The sequence below is a fragment of the Hylemonella sp. GW821-FHT10B10 genome (assembly GCF_059415585.1).
In genome coordinates this window covers 245,327-264,024 of the sequence record NZ_JBWKNN010000001.1, presented here as the reverse complement: position 1 = coordinate 264,024, position 18,698 = coordinate 245,327, and the positions used below count along the sequence as shown (strand labels likewise).

Genomic DNA, 18,698 nt, shown 5'->3' with positions numbered 1-18,698 from the left:
CGCTACTGCGCCTTCAGGTTGGCCGCCTTGACGATACGCTCGGCCACCTCGATTTCACTCTTGATATAGGCGTTGAAGGCCTCGGGCGCCATGGGGAAGGGGTCGGCGCCCAGCTTGGCCATGCGTTCCTTGAGTTCTGGCGACGCCAGGGCCTTGAGGGCTTCCTCATTCAGCCTTTTCACCACGGCGGTGGGCGTGGCCATGGGCACGATCATGCCCACCCACAGCGTGTAGTCGGAGGCGGGCAGGCCGGCCTCGATGCTGGTGGGAACGTCCGGCAGCGTGGAGGCACGCATCTTGGTGCTGACCGACAGGGCCTGCAGGCGGTTGTCGCGGATCAGAGGCAGGGCCGAGGCCAGGGGCGCGAAGAACCAGTCGTTGGAGCCGCCAATGACGTTGTTCATCGCATCGGGTGTGCCCTTGTAGGGCACGTGCAGGGCGTCGATGCCGGCTTGCAGACGGAAGATCTCCGCGTTCATGTGCGTGCCGCTGCCGATGCCGGCCGAGGCGTAGTTGAACTTGCCCGGGCTGGCCTTGACCGCGGTGATCAGATCAGCCTGGGTCTTCCAGCCCTTGTTCGGGTGCGCCACCAGCACATTGGGAATGGCCGCCAGCGTGGTCACGCCGGTCAAGTCCTTGAGCGTGTCGTAACCCGGGTTGGGATAGAGCGCCGGGTTCAGTGCATGCGCCGATGAGTGCACGAGGATGGTGTAACCGTCGGCCTCACTCTTGGCGACCTGCGCGGCGGCGATGGTGCCGCCGGCGCCGAGCTTGTTCTCGACGACGATGGGCTGGCCCATGCTGCGGCTCATGGACTCACCCACGGTACGCGCCACGATGTCGGTGGCGCTGCCCGCGGTGAAAGGCACGATGAACTTGACGGGTTTGGCCGGGTAGCCCTGCGCAAGGGCCGAGCCCAGGGCCAACGCCGACAACACGGTCACGGCAAAACGTTTCATGGTTGATCTCCTCTTGTTATGAACACTTCTGCACAGCCTGCTCGAAAGGCGACAGGTCGATGTACCTGGTCGGGGCCGGCGGGGTGCCGCCCCACATGCCCTCCATCTCGGCACGGATGGCCAGCACAGCGCGGAAGCCCTCGGTGTTGAATCGGGCATCCGGCGCGAGGCCGGCACCCGGCGTGAGCAGCGCTTCATAAGTACCGGCCGCAGCCACCTGGTCGAGCTTGAAGCTGCGCATCAGCAGATCGATCATCTGCGTGCGGTGGGCGGGGTTCATGACCAGGCGTTGACCTTCGATATACGCCGCCAGATAGTCTTGCAGCAGCTCCGCATGGGCGCTCGCCCAGCTGCGCAGCACGAAAGCGCCAGTCGCCTGGTAGGGACCCAGCAGGGCGAACTGGCTGCCCAGGCTCTTGAGGCCCTGCTGGCGCACCGTGAAGGAGAACGGCGGGTTGATCATGGCCGCCGCCAGTTGCGGATCGGCCACCATGGCGGCCGCACGCGGGCCGGTGCCACCAGCCAGACGCACGGTGTAGTCGCGGTTCTCCAGCAGGCCGTGGTTTTTGAGGATCTTCTTGGCCACCAGGGCGTAGGCCGTGTTGGGCGCGTCCACGGCCAGCACCTTGCCCTGCAGATCGGCGATGGCCTTGATCTCCGGGCGCACCATGAACTCGTTCATACCGGCGTCGCCACCGAGCACGATGAGCACGTCCTGCCCCGCTTCCACCATGGCCACGGCGTTGTCCACTGCGGCGTGCGCTATGTCGAAGCGGCCCTCGGCCAGGCCGGCGCGCTGTGCATCGGAGTTCGGCGTGTGCTGGATCTCCAGCACCAGGCCGCGCCGGGCGAAACAACCCGCCTCCTGTGCGGCGAGCAGCGGCAGGTTGCTGGAGGTGTTGAAAATGTTGACGCGCAGTGGCTGCATGGACACGGATCTCCGCAAGGGTTCAGGACAGCACCCCTGCGAACCGGCACGGGTGCTTGCAGGGGCCATGGCCAGGCTTTACTTGGGCGCGTCCTTCATGATGACGCTCAGGGTCGCGTGCTCTTCGCGGATGAAGGCGTCAAAACGCTCAGGTGTCATCGGCATCGGCTCACCGCCGAGCTTGGCCATGCGCTCCTTGACATCGGGCAGGGCCAGGGCCTTGCTGACCTCCTGGTTGAGCTTGTTGACGATGTCGCGCGGCGTCTTGGCCGGCGCCAGCAGGCCGACCCAGAAATCGAACACAAAACCGGGCACGCCGGCCTCGGACACGGTGGGCACCTCTGGCAGGGCCGAGGAACGCTGTGCCGTGCTGACCGCCAGGGCGCGCATGCGGTTGTCGCGGATCATGGGGATGGAAGAAAGCACGGGCGTGAACATGAAGTCGACACGGCCGGCCACGGTCTCGGTGATGGTCTCGGGTGTGCCCTTGAAGGGGATGTGGGTGGCCTGCAATCCCGTGACGGCACGGAATTTCTCCGCGTTCACGTGCGTGGCGCTGCCGGTGCCAGCCGAGGCGTAGTTGAGCTTGCCGGGATTTGCCTTGGCCGCGGCAATCAGCTCCTGCACGTTCTTGATAGGGCTGCCCGCCCCCACCACCAGCACATTGGGCAGGGAGGCCAGCGGCGTGATGCCGGCAAAGTCGCCCACGGTGTCGTAGCTCAGGCCCGGGTAAAGCACCGGATTGACCACGTGGCCGGTGGAGACCACCAGCAGAGTGTAGCCATCGGGCTCGCTCTTGGCCACGAAGGCCGAGCCCACCGTGCCGCCCGCGCCGGGCTTGTTCTCGACGATCACGGTCTGGCCCCAGGCCGTGCCCAGCTTCTCACCCACGATGCGCGCCATGATGTCCGTGGCACTGCCGGGCGTGAAGGGCACCACGATACGGATTGGTTTGTTCGGATAAGCCTGCGCCAGCGCCACACCGGCGCACAACAGCAGGGCTGCAGAAATAAGAACACGTTTCATGTCTGTCTCCTTCAAATAGTTATGGTCCAAACACTCACCGCCGCCCTCGGCCCCCAAGGCGTAGGCAGCTTGCTTTTTCTTACCTCGACAAGCCCAACGCCGTCGTGATCTTGCGGCCCGAAGCCTGCAGCGCGGCAAGCTTGGGAGTCAGGTCCACATCGACCAGCTTGCCGTGGCGCTTTTTCCAGCGCCCGGCCACCATCACGCTGTCGATATTGGCCAGCGTGGTCTGCATCACCACCGTGCTCACGGGGTCGTGCACGGGCTGCATGTTCAGGTCGTCGGCTCGGATCAGCACCAGGTCTGCCTGCTTGCCGGCGGCCAGGGTGCCGATGCGGTCGAGCTGGCCCAGCATGCGCGCGCCTTCCACCGTGACCCACTGCAATGCCTCGCGCGTGCTGATCGTGGAGGTGGGCGGGATGGTGCCGCGCGCTTCACGATAGGCCACGTTGTCCAGGCTGCGCTGCATGCCCAGGGCCACGCGTGCCTGCGTCAGCATGTCGCCGCTGAGCACGCTCTCCAGGTCCACGCCCAGCGAGGGCGCCTTGCCCAGGGCGCGCAAGCGGCCCGTGATGGGGTGGCCATGGCCCTGCGTCATCTCGTTCTCGGCCGCGGCGGAGAAACTCATGCCGAGTTCACAGAAGCGTTTGAGCTGTGCATCGCTGAGCGCGTGGCCGTGCACGATGTTGATCTGCGGCCCCAGCAGGCCTGCGGCCTCCAGCTTCTCCCAACCGTCCGGGGTGCGCGCCGCGCCACCGCCCTGGTGCAGGGAGCCGATGATGCCCAGCTCCTTCACCATGCGGAAGTCGTGCAAGGCCACGTCCAGTGTGGAGTAGTGCGGCCCCAGCACGGCGGCGTGGACGCTGAGCAGCGGATGACCCTGGTGTTTCTTCAGCAGACGCTCGACTTCGGCGCGCGGGTGCGGCACTTCCCAGAAGGGGCGCTCACCCGGCTTGGGGTCGGGCTTGGGTGTGCCGTGGAAGAAGGCGGCGCGGATACCGCTTTCCAGCAGCCCTTGCACCGCCGCATCGTTGTGTGCCGGGGTCTTGTTGTTGTGGCACCAGTCGCCCAGGGTGGTGGTGCCGCAGTTGAGCTGGTTGAGCGCACCTGCCAGCGTGGCGATGTGCAGGTCCTGCGGCTCGAACACCGTGGCCAGACCCGCGTGCATGTTCTTGAAATACTCCAGCAGTGTCCAGTTGGCCGCCAGTCCGCGCAGCGCGGTCTGCCAGGTGTGCATGTGCGCATTGACCAGACCGGGGATGACGATGCAGCCCTTGGCATCCACGACCAGCGCGTCGTCAGCATTGATAGTGGGTGCGATCTCCGTGATGGTGTCACCCGTCACCAGCACATCGGCACGCGGCAGATCGCCCAGCGCGTCCAGGGTGATGACGGTGGCGCCGCGGATCAGGGTGCGCGCTGCACACATGGCTTAACTGCTCAGGCCGTCGGGAATCTGCAGGTTCAGCGGCTTGATCTGCAGGCCGGCATCGTTCGCCGTCTCCTGCAGCAGGATGGCGAAGTCCACGTTGTCGTGTCCGTGGCCCACCATGCGTGCGATCGATTCCCGCGTGGCCGCCGCTGAGGGCATGGGCACGCCGTGTGCCTTCGCCGCGCTCATGCCCAGGTCCATGTCCTTGAGCAGGAGCTTGGGCGTGAAGGTGACCTGGTCGAAGTTCAGGTTGCTCAGCACCGGCGTCTTGTAGCGCGTGTACATGGAACCGAGCACCGAGTCGTTGATACTTTCCAGGAAGACGTTGCGCGGAATGCCGGCCTTTTCGGCCAGCACGGTGATCTCGCAGAGGTTCTGGATGATCACGCCAAACATGGTGTTGTGCGCGATCTTCCAGATGCGGGCCAGCTCGCCCTCGCCCACCCACATCACCTTGCGTGCCATGGCCTGCAGATAGGGCTCGACCTGCTCATACAGCGCCTTGGGGCCGGACGACACCGTGAGCAGCTTGCCGGCCTTGGCCACCTTGGCATTGCCCGAGACCGGGGTGCACAGATAACCCACGCCCATACCTTCGAGCTTCTCGCGGATCTCGGCCGAGCCTTCCTGCGAGATGGAGGAGCTGTCCACCACCACCTGGGGCTTCTTGGCGCCGGTCACGAGGCCGCCGGCACCGAACAGCACTTCCTTGAGGTCGTCGGTCGTGGAGACCATGGTGAAAACGATATCGCAAGTGGCCAGGTCGATCTTGTTCGTTTCGATCTTGGCGCCGTACTCGGCCAGGTGCGCAGCCTTGGAGGCGGTCCGGTTCCACACATGGACGGCATGGCCGGCCTTCAGCAGCTTGGTCACCATCGCCTCGCCCATACGACCCAGGCCGATCCAGCCGATTTTCTTGCTCATCAAAAGTCTCCTCGTTCATGCGTGAGGGATGCCTCGCATCCCGAATCCCGCAGTGTTGAGCAAAGACGCCCGGGGTACAAGGCGGCCCGGGAAAATCAGTTTTCCAATGGGCGAAAAAAAGCCGGGCTAGACCCGGCTTGGCTTGAGGTTTTAGGCAACTATGCTGGCCTCAGACGCGCTCCAGGATGACCGCGATGCCCTGCCCCACGCCGATGCACATGGTGCACAGGGCGTAACGACCACCGGTCTTGTGCAATTGGTTCAAAGCGGTCGTAGCCAGACGCGCACCCGAAGCACCCAGGGGGTGACCCAGGGCGATGGCGCCACCATTGGGGTTGACACGGGGGTCGTCATCGCGCACCCCCAGCTGGCGCAGCACGGCCAGACCCTGGGCGGCAAAAGCCTCGTTGAGCTCGATCACGTCCATCTGGGCCATCGTCAGACCCGTGAGCGCCAGCACTTTCTGCGTGGCCGGTGCCGGGCCGATACCCATGATGCGCGGGGCTACGCCGGCCGTGGCCATGCCAACGACACGGGCGCGCGGCGTCAGTCCGTTCTTGCGGGCCGCCTCTTCTGTGGCCAGCAAAATGGCACAGGCGCCGTCGTTCACGCCCGAAGCGTTGCCCGCCGTCACCGTGCCGCCTTCGCGCACGATGGGCTTGAGCTTGGCCAGGGCTTCCAGGGAGGTCTCACGCGGATGCTCGTCCTTGCTGACCACAATGGCATCACCTTTTTTCTGGGCGATGGTCACGGGCGTGATCTCGGCATCGAAGTAGCCGGCCTTCTGCGCGGCCACAGCCTTGAGCTGCGAGGCCAGGGCCATCCTGTCCTGGTCCTCTCGGTTGATCTTGTATTCGTCGGCCACGTTCTCGGCCGTTTCGGGCATGGAATCGGTGCCATATTTCTGCTTCATGAGCTTGTTCACGAAGCGCCAGCCGATCGTCGTGTCGAAGATCTCGGCATTGCGGCTGAAGGCACTCTCAGCCTTGCCCATCACGAAGGGCGCGCGACTCATGCTCTCCACGCCGCCGGCGATCATCATCGTGGCCTCGCCGGCCTTGATGGCGCGTGCCGCACTACCCAGCGCGTCCAGGCCCGAGCCGCACAGGCGGTTCACGGTGGAGGCCGACACTTCAGGTGGCAAGCCCGCCAGCAAGGCTGCCATGCGGCCCACGTTGCGGTTGTCCTCGCCAGCCTGGTTGACGCAGCCGTAGATCAGGTCGGTCAAGGCCGCCCAGTCTACTTTCGGGTTGCGCGCCATCAGCGCAGCGATCGGGATGGCACCGAGATCGTCTGTGCGCACGCTGGAGAGCACGCCGCCGTAACGGCCGAAGGGGGTGCGGATGGCATCGCAGATGAAGGCCTGGTTCATGTTCGTTCCTTTTTCACTTGGCGATCGGCAGGCCGATCATCTTTTCCAGCTCGGCGTGTGTCAGGCCCTCGACCAGGTCGACGAGCTTGAGCCCTTGTGGCGTGCAGTCCAGCGTGCAGACATCGGTGTAGACGCGCTTCACACAGGCGATACCCGTCAGCGGATAGCTGCAGGCCTGCACGATCTTGCTCTCGCCCTGCTTGGTCAAGAGATCCATCATGACCCAGGTCTGCTTGGCACCCACGGCCAGATCCATGGCCCCGCCTACGGCGGGAATGGCATCCTTCTCGCCCGTGTGCCAGTTCGCCAGATCGCCCGTGGCGCTGACCTGGAAGGCGCCCAGCACGCAGATGTCCAGATGCCCCCCACGCATCATGGCAAAGCTGTCGGTGTGGTGGAAGTAGGAGCCGCCTGGCAGCAGCGTCACCGGTTGCTTGCCAGCATTGATGAGGTCATAGTCCTCCTCGCCCGCGACCGGCGCGGGGCCCATGCCCAGCAGGCCATTTTCGCTGTGCAACAGCACCTCGCGCGTCTTGGGAATGTGGTTGGCCACCAGCGTGGGCTGTCCGATGCCGAGATTGACCACCGCGCCCTCGGGGATGTCCTGGGCCACGCGCGCGGCCAGCTGGTCTTTGCTACGTTTTTGATAGCTCATCTCATGCTGCCTTCTTGAAACCGCCGGCCTGCGTGGCCTGACGTTCGATCTTTACGATCTTGCTGACGTAGATGGCGGGCGTCACCACGGCCTCGGGGTCCAATGCACCCAGCTCCACGATTTCGTGCACGCTGGCGATGGTCTGCTTGCAGGCCATCGCCATGCTGGGGCCGAAGTTGCGTGCCGTCTTGCGATAGGTCAGGTTGCCCCAGCGATCGCCATGCTCGGCCTTGACCAGGGCTACGTCGCCGTGGATCGGTGATTCGAGCACATAACCCTTGCCGGCGATCACGCGGGTTTCCTTGCCCTTGGCGAGATCCGTGCCATAGCCCGTGGGGGTGAAGAAGCCGCCGATGCCGGCGCCCGCGGCACGGATGCGTTCGGACAGAGTGCCCTGGGGCACGAGTTCAAGTTCGAGCTTGCCGCTACGGTACAGACCGTCGAAGACAAAACTGTCGGCCTGGCGCGGGAAGCTGCAGATGATCTTGCGTACCCGGCCCGTGGCCAGCAATGCGGCCAAGCCCGTGTCGCCATTCCCCGCGTTATTGTTGACCACGGTAAGGTCCTTCGCGCCCTGCGCGATCAGGCCGTCGATCAGCTCCAGCGGGATGCCGGCCGTGCCGAAACCGCCGATCATGACGGTCGATCCATCTTTCACGCCGGCCAGTGCCTCGGCCACCGAGGCCGCGATCTTGTTGATCATCGAGTCTTCTCCTGTTCGTATATCGAACATTTGTTCGTATAATGAATTCTAAACCAGGCCTTACCCAAGACCCCATGCCCCCTGCCACCCCCGCGACAGCTCCGCAGCCCGGCGACAGCTACGTACAGTCCTTTGCCCGCGGCCTGGAGGTCATCCGCTCCTTCAGCAGCGCAGCGCCGCAGCAGACCCTGAGCGACGTGGCGGCCCGCACCGGGCTCACGCGCGCCGGCGCGCGCCGCATCCTGCTCACGCTGCAAACCCTGGGCTACGTGGAAAGCGATGGTCGACTGTTCCGTCTGACCGCGCGCATTCTGGACCTGGGTTTTGCCTACCTTTCATCCATGCCGATCTGGAACCTGGCCGAGCCAGTGATGGAAGCCTTGGTGGAAGAAGTGAAGGAATCCTGCTCGGCTGCCGTGCTCGAAGGCACGGACATCGTCTACGTGCTGCGCGTGCCCACGCACAAGATCATGCGCAACACCCTCGGCGTGGGCTCGCGCCTGCCCGCCTACTGCACCTCACTGGGTCGGGTGCTGTTGGCCGACCTCAGTGACGATGAACTGGTGAAACGGCTGAAGGCCTCGCGCGCCAAGGCCCTGACCAAACACACGGTCACTGACCTGGACGCCCTGCTGACCAAAATTCAGCAGGTACGCCGCCAGGGCTGGAGCCTGGTGAACCAGGAACTGGAGGAAGGCCTGATCTCGCTGGCCGCCCCCATCACCGACCGCGCCGGCCACACCATCGCTGCCCTCAACATCAGCGGACAGGCCAATCGCACCAATGCCAAGGTGGCACAGGAAACGCTGCTGCCGGCCCTGTTGCAGGCGGCGCGCGCCATCTCTCAGCGGCTGGCCTGACCGATAATCCGGGCATGATGTTTCAGCCCTCCCAGGCCGATGTGCGCCGCTTCTTCTGCGGCGTCTATGCCAAGTCCCGCGCCAACCAGCCCCTGGAAGCCATCGAGTTGCTGGCCAGCGAATGGATCAACGAGCACCCGGAGTACCACGCCGAGTTCGCCGACCTGGACGAGGCCCTGAAAAGCATGGCACAGGCCGAGTCGGGCCGCGAGAACCCCTTCCTGCACCTGTCGATGCACCTGTCCATCAGCGAGCAATGCAGCATCGACCAGCCGCGCGGCATACGCCAGGCCGTTGAACTGCTGACAGCGCGGCGCAAGGACCTGCACGCCGCGCACCACGAGGTGATGGACTGCCTGGGCCGCATGGTCTGGGAAAGCCAGCGCGCGGGCCGCCCGCCCGACGGCGCGGCCTACATCGCCTGCGTGCAGCAGCGGGCCACCAAGGACTGATTGCCGCGGCGCGACAACCCGCTTGCGGGTTGCGGCACCGGAAAACTTCGCAACGCGAAGTTACGCGCAGCAGCCGGAGACAAAACAAAAAAGCCGCTCGATGAGCGGCTTCTTATAGAGCACGAAACGCTTAGCGGAACTTGCTCTGCGGCACGGTCTTGACGTCGCCCGGCAGGCTGCTGACATAGGCAGCCAGTTCCTTGAGTTCGGCGTTGGAGAACTGCTTGGCGATCCCGCCCATGATGCCGTTGGCACGGCCCCAGGTGGCGTTGCCTTCGGTCTTGTAGGACTTGAGTGCCACGAAGAGGTAGTCAGCGGGCTGGCCTGCAACCTTGGGGTAGCTCGGGTCGATCGGCTTGTTGAAACCGTCACCGTGGCAGGCAATGCAACCACCCTTGTTCAGCAGCTCAGCCACCTTGGCAGACGCAGCCGGCGCGGCCTTGGCGGGGGCGGCGGCACCCATGCCGTGTTCGGCATAGTAGGCGGCCACATCGGCCATGTCCTGGTCGTTCAGGCTGTCGGCGATGGCGCGCATGGTGGGGTGCTTGCGCTCGCCCTTCTTGTAGGCGTTCAGGGCCGAGACGATGAACTTGGCGTTCTGGCCGGAGATCATGGGCACGTGGTGAACTTCGGGGAAGCTGGCCTGGTAGCCCGGGATGCCGTGGCAGCCGATGCACATGGCGTTCTTTTTCTCGCCGGCCTTGGCGTCACCCTTGACGTCCTGGGCGTGGGCAGAGAACACCGTCGCAGAAGCGACAAGCAGGGAGATAAGCGTCAGCAACAGTTTGTTCATTTTGCGAGGACAATCAGCCAGTGGTTGATCTAAATTAGCTACGCATTATATCTGCCGCCAAAACCCGGTTTTCCAGCCCCTGACCCACCTGCCGAGCCATGAAATTCCAAGGAACCACGAACTACGTTGCCACCCAGGATCTGATGCTGTCGGTCAATGCCGCCATCACGCTCAAGCGCCCCCTGCTTGTCAAGGGCGAGCCCGGCACCGGCAAGACCATGCTGGCCGAGGAAGTGGCCGCGGCCCTGAAGCTGCCCCTGCTGCAGTGGCACATCAAGTCCACCACCAAGGCCCAGCAGGGCCTCTACGAGTACGACGCGGTCAGCCGCCTGCGCGACAGCCAGCTGGGCGAGGAGAAGGTCAAGGACATCCACAACTACATCGTCAAGGGCGTGCTCTGGCAGGCCTTCACGGCCGACCAGCCTGTCGCCCTGCTGATCGACGAAATCGACAAGGCCGACATCGAATTTCCCAACGACCTGCTGCGGGAAATCGACCGCATGGAGTTCTACTGCTACGAGACCCGCGAGCTGATCAAGGCCAAGCACCGCCCCCTGGTCTTCATCACCTCCAACAACGAGAAGGAGCTGCCCGACGCCTTCCTGCGCCGCTGCTTCTTCCACTACATCAAGTTCCCCGACGCCGAGACCATGGCCAAGATCGTGGGCGTGCACTTCCCCGGCCTCAAGCAGGAGCTGCTGGGCGCGGCCATGAAGACCTTCTTCGACGTGCGCAACCTGCCCGGCCTGAAGAAAAAGCCCTCCACCAGCGAGCTGCTGGACTGGCTCAAGCTGCTGCTGGCCGAGGACATCCCGGCCGCCGCCCTGCAAAGCCAGGACGAGAAAGTGGCCGTGCCGCCCCTGGTCGGCGCGCTGCTCAAGAACGAACAGGACGTGAGCCTGTTCGAGAAGCTGGTCTTCATGCAACGCCATAACCGCTGAGGCCTGCGCGATGACGAACAAACTCCTGCTCGAAGGCCTGTCCGACGCCATCGGCTTTGTCGGCGGGGCGTTGGCCGGCTACTGGCTCGGCCATCTGCTGGGCTGGGACCTCTTTGCCGAAGGTTATGGCAACGAGAGCATTGGCGCCATTCTGCTGGTGGGCCTGGGCGGCGGCCTCGGCCTGCAAGGGGCCCGTCGCTGGCAACGCAGCCGCAAGGACAAGGAAAGCTGAGATGGCTTTCGTCGAGCCCGTCACCCTGGCGCAACGCGGCGTGCAGCTGGTGCCGCTGGGGCCCGAACACGAAGCCGGCCTGCGCGCTGCGGCAGCCGACGGCGAACTCTGGCGCCTGCGTGTGACCTCGGTACCGGCTCCCGACGAAACCCGCAGCTACGTCGAAACGGCGTTGAAGGCCCGCGCAGACGGGCACCGTTTCGCCTTTGCCGTCGTGGAGGAACTCAGCGGCCGCGTGCTGGGCAGCACCAGCTACCACGACATCCTGCCGGCCGTGAAACGCGTGGAAATAGGCTACACCTGGTACGCCAGAAGCGTGCAACGCACCCACGTCAACACAACCTGCAAGCTGCTCATGCTCACGCATGCCTTCGACACCCTGGGTTGCCATGTGGTGGGATGGCGCACTGACAATTACAACTTTGCCTCGCAGGCTGCCATCGAGCGCCTGGGTGCGAAAAAGGACGGCGTGATCCGCGGCCAGTCGCTGCGACGCGACGGCACCATCCGCGACACTGTGATGTACAGCCTGCGTAGCGGCGAATGGCCCGAGGTCCGGGCCCAGCTGCTCTACCTGCTGGACAAGCCGCGCTGAAAGGAGAAGCCCATGCTGATTGACTTCTTCTACACCTTGCGTGCTGCCAAGCTGCCGGTCTCGGTCAAGGAATACCTGACCCTGCTCGAAGCGCTCAAGGAAGGCGTGGTCGGCCCCAAGGCCGTGCCGGACGACGAAGCCGCCACCTCCGGTTACTCGATCGACGACTTCTACTACCTCAGCCGCACCTCCCTGGTGAAGGACGAGAAGCACTACGACAAGTTCGACCGCGCCTTCTCCGCCTACTTCAAGGGCGTGGAGATGCTGACCGACTTCACCAAGGACATTCCGCTGGAGTGGCTGCGCAAGAACCTGGAGCTCAACCTGAGCCCCGAGGAAAAGGCCGCCATCGAAAAGATGGGCTGGGACGAGCTCATGGAAACGCTGAAGAAGCGTTTCGAGGAACAGAAGGAACGCCACGAAGGCGGCAACAAGTGGATAGGCACGGGCGGCACCAGCCCCTTCGGCGCCAACGGCTACAACCCCCAGGGCATACGCATAGGCCAGGACAAGAGCCGCAACAAGAGCGCGATCAAGGTCTGGGACCAGCGTGCCTACAAGGACTACGACGACACCCAGGAACTGGGCACGCGTAACATCAAGGTCGCGCTGCGCCGCCTGCGTCGCTTTGCGCGCGAAGGACACGAACTGGAACTGGACCTGCCCGACACCATCCGCGCCACGGCCGAGAACGCCGGTTACCTGGACATCAAGATGGTGCCCGAGCGCCACAACAACGTGAAGGTGCTGCTGCTGATGGATGTGGGCGGCACCATGGACGAGCACATCGCGCGCGTGGAGGAACTCTTCAGCGCCACCAAGACCGAGTTCAAGCATCTCGAGTTCTATTACTTCCACAACTGCGTCTACGACTTCATGTGGAAGAACAACCGCCGCCGCTACAGCGAGAAATTCCCGACCTGGGACATCATCCGCAAGTACAACAAGGACTACAAGCTGATCTTCGTGGGCGACGCCACCATGAGCCCCTACGAAATCCTGCAGCCCGGCGGCAGCGTGGAATACAACAACGAGGAAGCCGGCGCCGAATGGCTGCAACGCCTCACGAACGCTTTCCCCAAGTTCGCCTGGATCAACCCCGAGCCCCAGGGCGTCTGGCAGTACCGCCAGAGCATCAGCATCATGCAGCAGCTCATGAACCACCGCATGTACCCGCTGACCATCAAGGGCATCGAGGAAGCGATGCGGCTGCTGACCAAGTGATGCCATGCGGTGGCCGACCAGAGCGCCATTTACAATGACGCTCTGGTCAGCCACCGTAGTTCAATGGATAGAACGGCCCCCTCCTAAGGGGCAGATACAGGTTCGATTCCTGTCGGGGGCACCACACCGACGCCGTCCCATCGACGTCGCATCGACCGCTTCACGGGATGATGTTCTGTAGCGGCCCCATTGGACGGTTGATGATTTCCACTTCGTCCACCTTGGGCTGGCCGCCCCAAGTGCGGTAGACAACCTGGTCGTCGACGAACAGCACCAGCGCGTTGAAACGCCAACCCGTGGTCTCGGTGCGACGGTAGAAGTTCAGGAAATCGGGCCAGAACCAACCCGTGCGCACCTTGGATATTCGTGCGCCCACGATCTCCACGCCGCGGCAGGCGTCGCGGGCTTCCAGGCAGGCCAACACCCCCTGGTCCAGATCGGCACGCCGGAGCAGCGCACCCGACGCAAATCGGTGCGCCACATCGGCATGGGTCAACCAGGTCATATTAGGGTGCTGGGTCGGCGCGAAACCGTTGTTCTCCAACGCCTTGCGGTCGCTCTTGCGCGGCTCCAGCGACTCGATGGCCGTGCGCGCCTCGTCAAAGCTCAGAAAACTCGTGGTGTTGGTATGGGTTTCCGGCAGCAAGGTCGAACAGGCCGAAAGCACCCCTCCCAGGGTCAGCACAAGCAGAAGCCTGTACAGCAAGCGATATCTCATGGGAACTATCATGACGGTCTCGCTCGGCCTCTGGCCATAAGGAGTTCCCCCATGTTGCGCTCGAGCACCGTGCTATTGCTCGTCCGTGCCTGCCTCGTCTTGGGCCTGCTGGCCGTCCAGCAGACCAGTCCCGCGCTGGCCCAGGCCAGGGTCGTGCAGACACCCTACAAGAATCCCAAGGCCCTGGTCGATATCTTTCTCGACGACCCGGCCAAACTGGGTGCAGCCCTGTACTGGGTACGCAGCCTCGTCAACCCGCTGACCGAGGCGCCCTACAGCATGTTCCCCGAGGACATGAGCGTCATCGTACTGCTGCATGGCACCGAGATCGTGGCCCTGGCGAAAAAGAACCAGGTGCGTTACCAGGAGGTGCTGCAGCGCATGCGCTATTACGCCGACATGGGCGTGAAGTTCAAGGTCTGCGGCCTGGCCATGCAGGACTACGGCTACACCGCAGCCGACATGCAGGACTTCGTGGAGGTCACGCCCTCAGCCATCACCGAACTCGTGCACTGGCAGAACCAGGGCTATGCATTGGTGCCCGCCATCGTGCAGGACAAGAAGCTTTCGATCGAACAGATCCGCTGAGCACCCTCATGAAAACGGGCCCCGCAGGGCCCGCTCTATTCCGGAAGCGCTGCTTTACAGTGCGGCGTAACCCGGGTTGGGCAGCACACCTTCCACCTTCGGGCTGTTGAGCTTGCGCGGCGCCACCTTGCCACCACGCGCCTTGAGCCAGGTCTCGACCACGTCCCACACGGGTTTGTTGCCAGCGTTCTTCGCTTCCTCGGCCACGGGGGCCCAACCGGCCACCTTGTAGCGCTTGTCGGCCTCGATCGGCTTGCCGTTCAGGCGCATGTTGTCGATGCGCTGGCCCATGCCCGCCAGCGGGTTGCAGCTGTACTGCAGGCCGCCCACGCGCACCATGTCACCGCCCTGCTGGTAATAGGGGTCAGGGTTGAAAAGGTTGTCGCACACGTCTTCCAGCACTGTCTTGATGGTGGCGCCCGTCATCTCGGTAAGGGTAGCGTAGGAGTAGGTGGTGGCCGTCATGTCCATGAGCCACTCACGCGTGATGGCCTGACCCTGCAAGAGGCTGGTGCCCCAGCGGAAACCGGGCGAGAACGCCAGGTCGGCGCCCTGCACGTCGATCAGCGCGTCCAGCAGGAGCTGGTCACCGGTGCCGTTGAAATTGCCGCGGCGGTACAAGGTGCCCTCGGTCACCGCCAGCACCTCGTTCAGCCTGCTCTCGTAGGGCGCGCGGACTTTGGTGATCAGCGCGTCCATCTCCTTGTCGGCCGGCAGCATGTTGGCAAAGATGGGCAGCAGCTTGTAGCGGAAGTCGGCCACCTTCCTGTCCTTGACCTCGAAGTCCAGCACGCCCAGGAACTTGCCATTGGAGCCCGCGTTGGTGACGATGGTCTGGCCGCCCTTGTTGCTTACGACGCTGGCCACAGGCATGCCGTCGTGCGTGTGGCCACCCAGGATGGCGTCGATGCCGCTCACACGGCTGGCCATCTTGAGGTCCACGTCCATGCCGTTGTGCGAGAGCAGCACCACGACCTGGGCGCCCTTGGCGCGCACCTCGTCCACAACCTTCTGCATGTTCTCGTCCTGGATGCCGAAGGACCAGTCGGCCACCATGTAGCGCGGGTTGGCGATGGGGGTGTAGGGGAATGCCTGGCCAATGATGGCGCAGGGCACGCCGTTCATCTCACGGATCACATAGGGCTTGAAGACCGGATCACCGAAGTCGGCGGTGGTGACGTTCTGCGCCACGAAGTCGATCTTGCCGGCGAAATCCTTCTCGATGATCTCCTTGACACGATCCATGCCGTAGGTGAATTCCCAGTGGCCGGTCATGATGTCTACGCCCAGCAGCTTGCAGGCGTCTACCATGTCCTGCGCATTCGTCCACAGCGAGGTGGCCGAACCCTGCCAGGTGTCACCCCCGTCGAGCAGCAGCGAACCGGGGCGGCTGGCCCGCAGGCGCTTGACCAGCGTGGCCAGGTGCGCAAAGCCGCCGACCCTGCCATAACGACGTGCCGCCTTCTCGAAGTCCAGATAGGTCAGTGCATGGGCCTCGGCCGAACCGGGACGCACTTTGGCCACCTTGAGCAGGTGCTCGCCCACGAGATGAGGCAGCCGGCCCTTCATGCCGCCGATGCCAAGGTTCACGTTCGGTTCACGGAAATGGATGGGCTTGAGCTGCGCGTGGCAGTCGGTCATGTGCAGGAAGGAGACCGTGCCGAACTTCGGGATGTCGTACAGGCCTTGAGCCGCAGTGGCCGCGTCGGCTTCGGCATAGGCACCCAGGCCCATGCCGGCCATGCTGCCTGCGCCCAGCACCTGCATGAATTCACGCTTGGAGAGATTCATATTTCAGTCTTCACTGATATGTGTGAGAAAAAAAGGCCCGGGACACGCCCGGGCCCATCGTAGAGGTTTACTGGTTGACGGGCGACTTGGGGTCGAGCAGCAGGGCCATGACGTGCTTGATCTGCTGTTCGTTGAGGATGCCCTTGTGGCCGGCGCGCGGCATCTGCGAGCAGGCGTTGTAGGCACGCGAGTTGTAGATCTTGCCCCAGGTGTACTGGATGATGGCAGCCGACTCGGGTGCGTACAGCTCCTTCACGCCGCGGATCTTGCCGTAGTTGTACAGGCTCGGACCGAGCGTGCCAAAGGAAATTTCTTCCTTGCTGATCTGGTGGCAGTTGTAGCAGTTGCCGCCGTTCTCGCTGCCGGCCGCATCGCTCCAGGTCATGCCGCGCCCGCTCTGGGCGATCTTCTCGCCTTCTTTCCAGTCGCCGATGTACTGGCCGCCCGCGGGCCACTTGATGGTACTGAAGTTGGCGGCCTCGATCGCCTTGGCCACAGATTCATCGATCGGCTTGCCCGCCACATCGGCCTTCATGCATTCGCGGTTGGCGTCGTCCAGCACCAGGCGGTCGACCTTGGCCTGGCCTTCGTCACGAAAGGATGCCTTGACGACATCGGCAGTGATCTTGTCCAGCTCGGCGCTGCTCGGCAGGCTGGCACAACCGGCCACCAGGGCGGCGGCCAGGGCCGACGCCGACGCAATGTACAGAGTATTTTTCTTCATGGTGTCGATCCTCTTTAGCGCTTGATGGCCGGGGCGATGTTCTCGGCCCCCTTGGCATTCACACCCATATAGGTGCTCAGCGCCACGGTGGCGTCGCTGCCGAAATTCGGGAAGGGAAAGCGCTGCTGGCGGTAGCAGTCGTTCAGACGCAGCTGCATGCTCCACATCTGTCCGTTGGAAACACGGTAGGCCGGCCACGCTGCGAAACCCACGCCATCCCCCGGGTTCTTGCTCAGGTTAGGCAGGTCCTGCAGGCGGATGCGCTTGCCTTCTTCACCATGGCAGGAGGCGCAGGAAAAATCGTGCGATCCACCGCGCATGTAGAAGAGGCGCTTGCCCACTTCGTACATGACCTGTTCCTGGCTGTGGCTCTGGGGCAGGTTGAACTTCAGGCCGCGCGACTCGGCGGCGATCCAGGTCGCCAGCGCGGTCACGTTGTTCTGCTCGCCGCGGCCATACGCCGTCTTGGCGATCTCGGCGCCGTTGAAGCCCTGCAGGGTTTCCATGCAGGTCACCAGGCGCGACTCGAGGTCCTGCACCTTGTTGGTGTCGGCAAAGTGGCGCGGCAGTTCGACGAAAGCCCCCTTGACCACGCCCGGGCCCTTGCCCAGATCGCACTTTTCAAGCGAGACGTTCTTCGGGCCGCGCTTCTGCTTCCAGAGGTCTTCACCCTTGGCTTCAAAAAGTTCGGCCGGGTTGCCGTCGGCCAGCATGGCGCGGTATTCGGCGATGCTGTCGGCCGAGGATTTCTGTGCCAGCGCAGTGCCGCTGATCATGAGGGCGCCTAGCGCCAGGGTCCAACGTTTCATGCTTGTCACCTCTTTGCTTCTTGTCTCAGCAAAAAATGGAGAAGGGCCGAGCCCTTCTCCATCTGTCATTGCGGTCGCTGCGCTCAGGACACCGTGGCTTCGTCGGTGCGACTGTCGCCCTTGTTGTCTTTCCAGCTCACGCTGATCTTGTCTCCGGCCTTGGCGCCCTTGACGACAAATTGCATGAACGGGTTCTTCGAAACAGCGGGGCCCCATTCGGCGGTCAGCACGACCTTGCCGTTGAGCGAGGCGCTGACCTCGTTGATGTGCCAGGCCGGCACGAGCTTGCCTGCCGCGTCCCGGCGCTGGCCGGATTCCATCTCGTGGCTCATGAGTACGCGCACGGTGGCCTTGTCGCCAGTGGCTTGCGCGCGGATGCGCATCGGATCTGCCATTTGGATACTCCTAAATCTGTGTGAATCTTGGGCGGGTCGGTTGGCGCTTCATCAGCCGCCGCAACCGCCCAGCGTGACCTTGACTTCCTTCTTCGCGAAGAAAGCCTTGCCGTCGTTCATGAGGGCCACGGCGTAGACGTCCGAGGATTGGCCCATCTTGGCGCGCGTGGCGAAATTGGCTTCCACCGCATCGCTGACATTGAACATGGCTACCAGGGTCGAGGGGTTCTTCTCGACCAGGATCAGCAGGCGCTTGACGCCAGCCAGCGTGGTGCTGGCCGACAGTGGGACCACGGCACCGTTCTCGGCAATGTCCGGGCCACCGATGGTGACATCCTTGCTTTCCACGGGAGCGCCGGCACCCAGGGCCTTGGTCACGTCGGCCGGGGTCTTGGCTTCAAAGGCTGCCTTCTCGTAGGCCGCCGCCTGCTGTGGGATCAGGCCGGCGGAAGCCATCAGGCCTGCCACCACGGCGCTGTGTTTCAGTGTCTCGCGACGAGTCTGCATGTGATGCTCCTTGAATAAGTCCATGCTAATGAAAAAATCTACCTGCCCTATTGGGATTTGTACTTAACGG

The 18,698-nt window shown here is 63.7% G+C and carries 22 protein-coding genes and 1 tRNA gene; 8 read left to right on the top strand and 15 right to left on the bottom strand.

The window, feature by feature from the left end:
• Positions 1 to 2 precede the first annotated feature (2 nt).
• The 8 genes from AC07NT_RS01230 to AC07NT_RS01195 form a co-directional block, all read right to left on the bottom strand.
• A complete protein-coding gene (locus AC07NT_RS01230; RefSeq protein WP_498598249.1) occupies positions 3 to 959 on the bottom strand; it encodes a Bug family tripartite tricarboxylate transporter substrate binding protein in 957 nt (318 codons plus the stop codon).
• Positions 960 to 975: 16 nt separating this feature from the next.
• Positions 976 to 1,887 (bottom strand): ABC transporter substrate-binding protein, encoded by a 912-nt coding sequence (locus AC07NT_RS01225; RefSeq protein WP_498598250.1) that lies wholly within the window; start codon positions 1,885 to 1,887, stop codon positions 976 to 978.
• A 78-nt stretch (positions 1,888 to 1,965) separates the two neighbouring features.
• A complete protein-coding gene (locus tag AC07NT_RS01220; RefSeq protein ID WP_498598251.1) occupies positions 1,966 to 2,913 on the bottom strand; it encodes a Bug family tripartite tricarboxylate transporter substrate binding protein in 948 nt (315 codons plus the stop codon).
• Positions 2,914 to 2,992: 79 nt separating this feature from the next.
• A complete protein-coding gene (locus AC07NT_RS01215; protein WP_498598252.1) occupies positions 2,993 to 4,342 on the bottom strand; it encodes an amidohydrolase family protein in 1,350 nt (449 codons plus the stop codon).
• A 3-nt stretch (positions 4,343 to 4,345) separates the two neighbouring features.
• Positions 4,346 to 5,269 (bottom strand): NAD(P)-dependent oxidoreductase, encoded by a 924-nt coding sequence (locus tag AC07NT_RS01210; protein WP_498598253.1) that lies wholly within the window; start codon positions 5,267 to 5,269, stop codon positions 4,346 to 4,348.
• Between the two features lie 169 nt (positions 5,270 to 5,438).
• Positions 5,439 to 6,641, bottom strand: a complete 1,203-nt coding sequence (gene pcaF, locus AC07NT_RS01205) for a 3-oxoadipyl-CoA thiolase (protein ID WP_498598254.1) — start codon at positions 6,639 to 6,641, stop codon at positions 5,439 to 5,441.
• Positions 6,642 to 6,654: 13 nt separating this feature from the next.
• Entirely contained in the window at positions 6,655 to 7,296 is a 642-nt protein-coding gene (locus AC07NT_RS01200; RefSeq protein ID WP_498598255.1) for a 3-oxoacid CoA-transferase subunit B, read from the bottom strand.
• 1 nt (position 7,297) lies between these two features.
• Positions 7,298 to 7,999, bottom strand: a complete 702-nt coding sequence (locus tag AC07NT_RS01195) for a 3-oxoacid CoA-transferase subunit A (RefSeq protein WP_498598256.1) — start codon at positions 7,997 to 7,999, stop codon at positions 7,298 to 7,300.
• Between the two features lie 74 nt (positions 8,000 to 8,073).
• On the opposite strand from AC07NT_RS01195, the gene AC07NT_RS01190 reads away from it, so the two are divergent.
• Positions 8,074 to 8,859 (top strand): IclR family transcriptional regulator domain-containing protein, encoded by a 786-nt coding sequence (locus AC07NT_RS01190; RefSeq protein ID WP_498598257.1) that lies wholly within the window; start codon positions 8,074 to 8,076, stop codon positions 8,857 to 8,859.
• A gap of 17 nt (positions 8,860 to 8,876) precedes the next feature.
• The gene (locus tag AC07NT_RS01185) at positions 8,877 to 9,311 is read left to right on the top strand and encodes a DUF1841 family protein (RefSeq protein ID WP_498598516.1); all 435 of its coding nucleotides are present in this window, start codon (positions 8,877 to 8,879) and stop codon (positions 9,309 to 9,311) included.
• 130 nt (positions 9,312 to 9,441) lie between these two features.
• Here AC07NT_RS01185 and AC07NT_RS01180 read toward each other — a convergent pair whose 3' ends face one another.
• Complete coding sequence (locus tag AC07NT_RS01180; RefSeq protein WP_498598258.1) at positions 9,442 to 10,104, bottom strand: c-type cytochrome; 663 nt, start codon at positions 10,102 to 10,104, stop codon at positions 9,442 to 9,444.
• 98 nt (positions 10,105 to 10,202) lie between these two features.
• Between AC07NT_RS01180 and AC07NT_RS01175 the strand changes: the two genes are divergently transcribed.
• From AC07NT_RS01175 to AC07NT_RS01155, 5 genes are all read left to right on the top strand, one after another.
• Entirely contained in the window at positions 10,203 to 11,045 is an 843-nt protein-coding gene (locus AC07NT_RS01175; RefSeq protein ID WP_498598259.1) for an AAA family ATPase, read from the top strand.
• Between the two features lie 10 nt (positions 11,046 to 11,055).
• Positions 11,056 to 11,277, top strand: a complete 222-nt coding sequence (locus AC07NT_RS01170; protein ID WP_498598260.1) for a hypothetical protein — start codon at positions 11,056 to 11,058, stop codon at positions 11,275 to 11,277.
• A 1-nt stretch (position 11,278) separates the two neighbouring features.
• Positions 11,279 to 11,872, top strand: a complete 594-nt coding sequence (locus AC07NT_RS01165) for a GNAT family N-acetyltransferase (RefSeq protein ID WP_498598261.1) — start codon at positions 11,279 to 11,281, stop codon at positions 11,870 to 11,872.
• 12 nt (positions 11,873 to 11,884) lie between these two features.
• Positions 11,885 to 13,096 carry a vWA domain-containing protein gene (locus AC07NT_RS01160; RefSeq protein ID WP_498598262.1) on the top strand — a complete coding sequence of 404 codons (1,212 nt, stop codon included), beginning with the start codon at positions 11,885 to 11,887 and terminating at the stop codon, positions 13,094 to 13,096.
• 49 nt (positions 13,097 to 13,145) lie between these two features.
• Positions 13,146 to 13,220: transfer RNA gene (locus tag AC07NT_RS01155), tRNA-Arg, on the top strand.
• Between the two features lie 36 nt (positions 13,221 to 13,256).
• Here the strand turns inward: AC07NT_RS01155 and AC07NT_RS01150 are convergent.
• On the bottom strand, positions 13,257 to 13,814 hold the full coding sequence (locus AC07NT_RS01150) for a hypothetical protein (RefSeq protein ID WP_498598263.1): 558 nt from the start codon (positions 13,812 to 13,814) through the stop codon (positions 13,257 to 13,259).
• 51 nt (positions 13,815 to 13,865) lie between these two features.
• Here AC07NT_RS01150 and AC07NT_RS01145 point away from each other — a divergent pair, with 51 nt between their 5' ends.
• The gene (locus AC07NT_RS01145) at positions 13,866 to 14,402 is read left to right on the top strand and encodes a DsrE family protein (protein WP_498598264.1); all 537 of its coding nucleotides are present in this window, start codon (positions 13,866 to 13,868) and stop codon (positions 14,400 to 14,402) included.
• A gap of 54 nt (positions 14,403 to 14,456) precedes the next feature.
• On the opposite strand, the gene soxB is transcribed toward AC07NT_RS01145, so the two are convergent.
• The 5 genes from soxB to soxY all read right to left on the bottom strand — a co-directional run bounded on the left by soxB (position 14,457) and on the right by soxY (position 18,628).
• Positions 14,457 to 16,193 (bottom strand): thiosulfohydrolase SoxB, encoded by a 1,737-nt coding sequence (soxB, locus tag AC07NT_RS01140; protein ID WP_498598265.1) that lies wholly within the window; start codon positions 16,191 to 16,193, stop codon positions 14,457 to 14,459.
• A gap of 67 nt (positions 16,194 to 16,260) precedes the next feature.
• Positions 16,261 to 16,917 carry a sulfur oxidation c-type cytochrome SoxX gene (gene soxX / locus AC07NT_RS01135; RefSeq protein WP_498598266.1) on the bottom strand — a complete coding sequence of 219 codons (657 nt, stop codon included), beginning with the start codon at positions 16,915 to 16,917 and terminating at the stop codon, positions 16,261 to 16,263.
• A gap of 14 nt (positions 16,918 to 16,931) precedes the next feature.
• Positions 16,932 to 17,726 carry a sulfur oxidation c-type cytochrome SoxA gene (gene soxA, locus AC07NT_RS01130; RefSeq protein WP_498598267.1) on the bottom strand — a complete coding sequence of 265 codons (795 nt, stop codon included), beginning with the start codon at positions 17,724 to 17,726 and terminating at the stop codon, positions 16,932 to 16,934.
• Positions 17,727 to 17,809: 83 nt separating this feature from the next.
• The gene (gene soxZ, locus AC07NT_RS01125) at positions 17,810 to 18,121 is read right to left on the bottom strand and encodes a thiosulfate oxidation carrier complex protein SoxZ (protein WP_498598268.1); all 312 of its coding nucleotides are present in this window, start codon (positions 18,119 to 18,121) and stop codon (positions 17,810 to 17,812) included.
• A gap of 51 nt (positions 18,122 to 18,172) precedes the next feature.
• A complete protein-coding gene (gene soxY / locus AC07NT_RS01120) occupies positions 18,173 to 18,628 on the bottom strand; it encodes a thiosulfate oxidation carrier protein SoxY (RefSeq protein ID WP_498598269.1) in 456 nt (151 codons plus the stop codon).
• Positions 18,629 to 18,698 lie beyond the last annotated feature (70 nt).

Coding starts and splice junctions, on each gene's coding strand:
- AC07NT_RS01230 (WP_498598249.1), bottom strand. CDS start 959: ATGAAACGTTTTGCCGTGACCGTGTTGTCGGCGTTGGCCCTGGGCTCG.
- AC07NT_RS01225 (WP_498598250.1), bottom strand. CDS start 1,887: ATGCAGCCACTGCGCGTCAACATTTTCAACACCTCCAGCAACCTGCCG.
- AC07NT_RS01220 (WP_498598251.1), bottom strand. CDS start 2,913: ATGAAACGTGTTCTTATTTCTGCAGCCCTGCTGTTGTGCGCCGGTGTG.
- AC07NT_RS01215 (WP_498598252.1), bottom strand. CDS start 4,342: ATGTGTGCAGCGCGCACCCTGATCCGCGGCGCCACCGTCATCACCCTG.
- AC07NT_RS01210 (WP_498598253.1), bottom strand. CDS start 5,269: ATGAGCAAGAAAATCGGCTGGATCGGCCTGGGTCGTATGGGCGAGGCG.
- pcaF (WP_498598254.1), bottom strand. CDS start 6,641: ATGAACCAGGCCTTCATCTGCGATGCCATCCGCACCCCCTTCGGCCGT.
- AC07NT_RS01200 (WP_498598255.1), bottom strand. CDS start 7,296: ATGAGCTATCAAAAACGTAGCAAAGACCAGCTGGCCGCGCGCGTGGCC.
- AC07NT_RS01195 (WP_498598256.1), bottom strand. CDS start 7,999: ATGATCAACAAGATCGCGGCCTCGGTGGCCGAGGCACTGGCCGGCGTG.
- AC07NT_RS01190 (WP_498598257.1), top strand. CDS start 8,074: ATGCCCCCTGCCACCCCCGCGACAGCTCCGCAGCCCGGCGACAGCTAC.
- AC07NT_RS01185 (WP_498598516.1), top strand. CDS start 8,877: ATGTTTCAGCCCTCCCAGGCCGATGTGCGCCGCTTCTTCTGCGGCGTC.
- AC07NT_RS01180 (WP_498598258.1), bottom strand. CDS start 10,104: ATGAACAAACTGTTGCTGACGCTTATCTCCCTGCTTGTCGCTTCTGCG.
- AC07NT_RS01175 (WP_498598259.1), top strand. CDS start 10,203: ATGAAATTCCAAGGAACCACGAACTACGTTGCCACCCAGGATCTGATG.
- AC07NT_RS01170 (WP_498598260.1), top strand. CDS start 11,056: ATGACGAACAAACTCCTGCTCGAAGGCCTGTCCGACGCCATCGGCTTT.
- AC07NT_RS01165 (WP_498598261.1), top strand. CDS start 11,279: ATGGCTTTCGTCGAGCCCGTCACCCTGGCGCAACGCGGCGTGCAGCTG.
- AC07NT_RS01160 (WP_498598262.1), top strand. CDS start 11,885: ATGCTGATTGACTTCTTCTACACCTTGCGTGCTGCCAAGCTGCCGGTC.
- AC07NT_RS01150 (WP_498598263.1), bottom strand. CDS start 13,814: ATGAGATATCGCTTGCTGTACAGGCTTCTGCTTGTGCTGACCCTGGGA.
- AC07NT_RS01145 (WP_498598264.1), top strand. CDS start 13,866: ATGTTGCGCTCGAGCACCGTGCTATTGCTCGTCCGTGCCTGCCTCGTC.
- soxB (WP_498598265.1), bottom strand. CDS start 16,193: ATGAATCTCTCCAAGCGTGAATTCATGCAGGTGCTGGGCGCAGGCAGC.
- soxX (WP_498598266.1), bottom strand. CDS start 16,917: ATGAAGAAAAATACTCTGTACATTGCGTCGGCGTCGGCCCTGGCCGCC.
- soxA (WP_498598267.1), bottom strand. CDS start 17,726: ATGAAACGTTGGACCCTGGCGCTAGGCGCCCTCATGATCAGCGGCACT.
- soxZ (WP_498598268.1), bottom strand. CDS start 18,121: ATGGCAGATCCGATGCGCATCCGCGCGCAAGCCACTGGCGACAAGGCC.
- soxY (WP_498598269.1), bottom strand. CDS start 18,628: ATGCAGACTCGTCGCGAGACACTGAAACACAGCGCCGTGGTGGCAGGC.